The organism is Methylobacterium sp. WL103 (assembly GCF_008039885.1).
GTDB classification, from domain to species: Bacteria; Pseudomonadota; Alphaproteobacteria; order Rhizobiales; family Beijerinckiaceae; genus Methylobacterium; species Methylobacterium cerastii.
Genome location: NZ_VRUX01000525.1, coordinates 1 through 2,982, shown reverse-complemented (window position 1 = coordinate 2,982; position 2,982 = coordinate 1). Strand labels below are relative to the sequence as shown.

General features: G+C 72.1%; 3 protein-coding genes. 2 read left to right on the top strand and 1 reads right to left on the bottom strand.

Features of this window, described 5'->3' with window-relative positions:
- On the top strand, window positions 1–1,299 hold a 1,299-nt coding region (locus tag FV222_RS21740), incomplete at its 5' end, for a cobyric acid synthase (RefSeq protein WP_147815618.1).
- 161 nt (window positions 1,300–1,460) lie between these two features.
- Window positions 1,461–2,840: an MFS transporter gene (locus tag FV222_RS21735; RefSeq protein ID WP_147761367.1), complete on the top strand. Its 1,380-nt coding sequence runs from the start codon at window positions 1,461–1,463 to the stop codon at window positions 2,838–2,840.
- Here FV222_RS21735 and FV222_RS21730 read toward each other — a convergent pair.
- Window positions 2,774–2,982 (bottom strand): cobalamin biosynthesis protein (locus tag FV222_RS21730; RefSeq protein ID WP_187277414.1); only part of this gene is annotated, 209 nt, incomplete at its 5' end. The two genes, FV222_RS21735 and FV222_RS21730, sit on opposite strands and share 67 nt — an antisense overlap.

Genomic DNA, 2,982 nt, shown 5'->3' with positions numbered 1-2,982 from the left:
ATGTCCCCGAGCAGCACCACGGGCGTGTCGGTGGCGCGGGCGGCCGGCGTCGCGCCGTCGATCCACATGAACCCGGTGCTGCTCAAGCCGCAGAGCGAGGTCGGCTCGCAGGTTGTGGTGCAGGGCCGCATGGTCGCGACCGTGAAGGCACGCGACTACCAGGCCTGGAAGCCGAGGTTGCTGGAAGCGGTGCTCGACAGCTTCTCGCGGCTGAAGGCCGAGGCCGACCTCATCCTCGTCGAGGGTGCTGGCTCGGCCTCCGAGGTGAACCTGCGCGCCGGCGACATCGCCAACATGGGCTTCGCCCGCGCCACCGACACGCCCGTGGTGCTGCTCGGGGACATCGACCGCGGCGGGGTCATCGCCAGCCTCGTCGGCACCAAGGCGGTGATCGACCCGGACGACGCCGCGATGATCGTCGGCTTCCTGGTCAACCGCTTCCGGGGCGACCCGACCCTGTTTTCCGACGGGATGGACCTGATCGCGCGCCACACCGGCTGGGCGAGCCTCGGCCTGATCCCGCATTTTCCGCAGGCCGCGCGCCTGCCGGCCGAGGACGTGCTCGGGCTCGTTGGGTCGGCCGGCCCGGCCGCGACCCGCATCGCCGTGCCGGTCCTGCCCCGGATCGCCAACTTCGACGACCTCGATCCGCTTCGCGCCGAGCCGGCGGTGGAGGTGGTGCTGGTGCGTTCCGGCGAGCCGATCCCGGGCGACGCGGCCCTGGTGCTGCTGCCGGGATCCAAGACCACGATCGACGACCTCGATTTCTTCCGCGCGGAGGGATGGGACGGGGATCTGCGGGCGCATCTACGCCGCGGCGGGCGGGTCCTGGGGCTGTGCGGCGGCTACCAGATGCTCGGGCGGACGCTGTCCGACCCAGACGGCATCGAGGGCGCGCCGCGCACCGTTCCGGGGCTCGGGCTGCTCGAGGTCGACACGGTGATGACGCCCCTGAAGCGCCTCGAGGCGGTTTCCGGCACGAGCCTGCCCGACGGCATCCCGTTCTCCGGCTACGAGATGCATGTCGGCGACACGACCGGCGCCGATTCGAGCCGGCCGCTGCTGCGCCTGGCCGACGGACGCGCCGACGGGGCGGTGTCGGCCGACGGGCTGGTCTGCGGCACCTACGTTCACGGGCTGTTTTCCGACGACCGGCAGCGGGCCGCCTGGCTCGCCCGCCTCGGCGCGCGATCCGACGGCGCCTCCTACGAGGCCGGCATCGAGCGGGTGCTCGACGCGCTCGCCCTGCACCTCGAACGCCACGTCGACTGCGACCGGCTGCTGGCGCTGGCCCGGTAGGGACTCGCGCGCGTGACAGGCGAGCGGGTCCTGTTCCCGTCGCGGGTGATACGCGCTCCGAACCGCGCCACCGCCCGATAGGCAGGCGCCGCGTCCCGGCCTAGGCTCCGCCGAAAGCGCGGTCCTTCGCGAAGGGACCGCCGGACGCCGAGGAACGCCCTATGACGCCCATTGACACCGCGGCCGACGACGCGCTCGCCCGGCGCACGATCGCGACGGTGACGTGGCGGCTGATGCCGCTGCTCGGGGTGATGTACCTGGTCGCCTACATCGACCGGCAGAACATCTCCTACGCCAAGCTGCAGATGGTCGGGGATCTGGGATTGAGCGAGAGCGTCTACGGGCTCGGCGCGTCGCTGTTCTTCCTCGGCTACTTCCTATGCGAGGTGCCCGCCAACGTCATCCTGGAGCGGGTCGGCGCGCGGCTGTGGTTCGCCCGGATCATGGCGACCTGGGGCCTGATCACGGTGCTGCTCGGCTTCACCCAGAACACGGTGATGTTCTACGTGCTGCGCTTTCTGCTGGGCGTCGCCGAGGCCGGCTTCTTCCCCGGCGTGCTGTTCGTGCTGACCCTGTGGTTCCCGCAGAAGCACCGCGCCGCGATGATCGGCTGGTTCATGATCGCGAGCGCGGTGGCCAACGCCGTCGGCGCGGCGGTCGGCGGGGCGCTGCTCGACCTCGACGGCGCGCTCGGGCTCAAGGGCTGGCAGTGGGTCTTCGTCAGCACCGGCGTGCCGGCGCTGTTCCTTGCGGTGATCGTCCTGCTCGTCCTGCCGGAGGGACCGGAGAAGGCGCCCTGGCTCGATCGCGCCGGCCGCGACTGGCTCAGCCGGACGCTGGAACAGGAGCGCGAGGCCGGCGGCAAGGTCGAGCACGGCAACCCGTTCGCGGCGCTCCTCGACCGGCGGGTGTGGATGCTCGCCAGCGTCTACGTCGCGTTCCCGCTTGGCGCCTACGGCCTGAGCTACTGGCTGCCGACGGTGGTGCGGAGCTTCGGCGTCACCAACACCGTCAACGGCTTCATCAACATCATCCCGTGGGTGGTCACCGGGTTCGCCCTGTGGTGGGTGCCGCGGCATTCCTCGCGGACGGGCGAGCAGACCTGGCACGTGGTCGGGCCGGGGCTCGTCGCGGCCGCGGCGCTGGCGCTGAGCGTGGTTGTGCCGGGGTCGGGCCTGAAGTTCGCCTGCCTGTGCGTGGCCGCCGCCGGCATCTTCTCGGCGCAGCCGGTGTTCTGGTCGCTGCCGCCGACCTTCCTGAAGGGCGCCTCGGCCGCGGCCGGCATCGCGGCGATCAACTCGGTAGGCAACCTCGGCGGCTTCATCGCACAGAACGCGGTGCCGATGATCCGAGACCGCAGCGGCAGCGACCTCGTGCCGATGATCTTCCTCTCGGCCTGCCTCGTGGTCGGCTCGTGCCTCGTCTTCGTGGTGCTCGGCGCCCTGCAGCGCGACGCCGGCCGCCGCGCCGCGGTTCAGAGCGTAACGAGCAAGGCGCCGACGGTCGCGAGCCCCCACAGCAGTGCGCAGGCGGTGCGGTAGAGGCGCAGCGCCCGCGCGATGTCCTCGGCGGTGGCCGCCGCGCGGCCGTCGCCCATCCAGGCATCCTCGACCGCGACGCCGGCGTAGACCCGCGGGCCGGCGAGCCGCAGGCCGAGCGCGCCCGCCATCGCCGCCTCCGGCC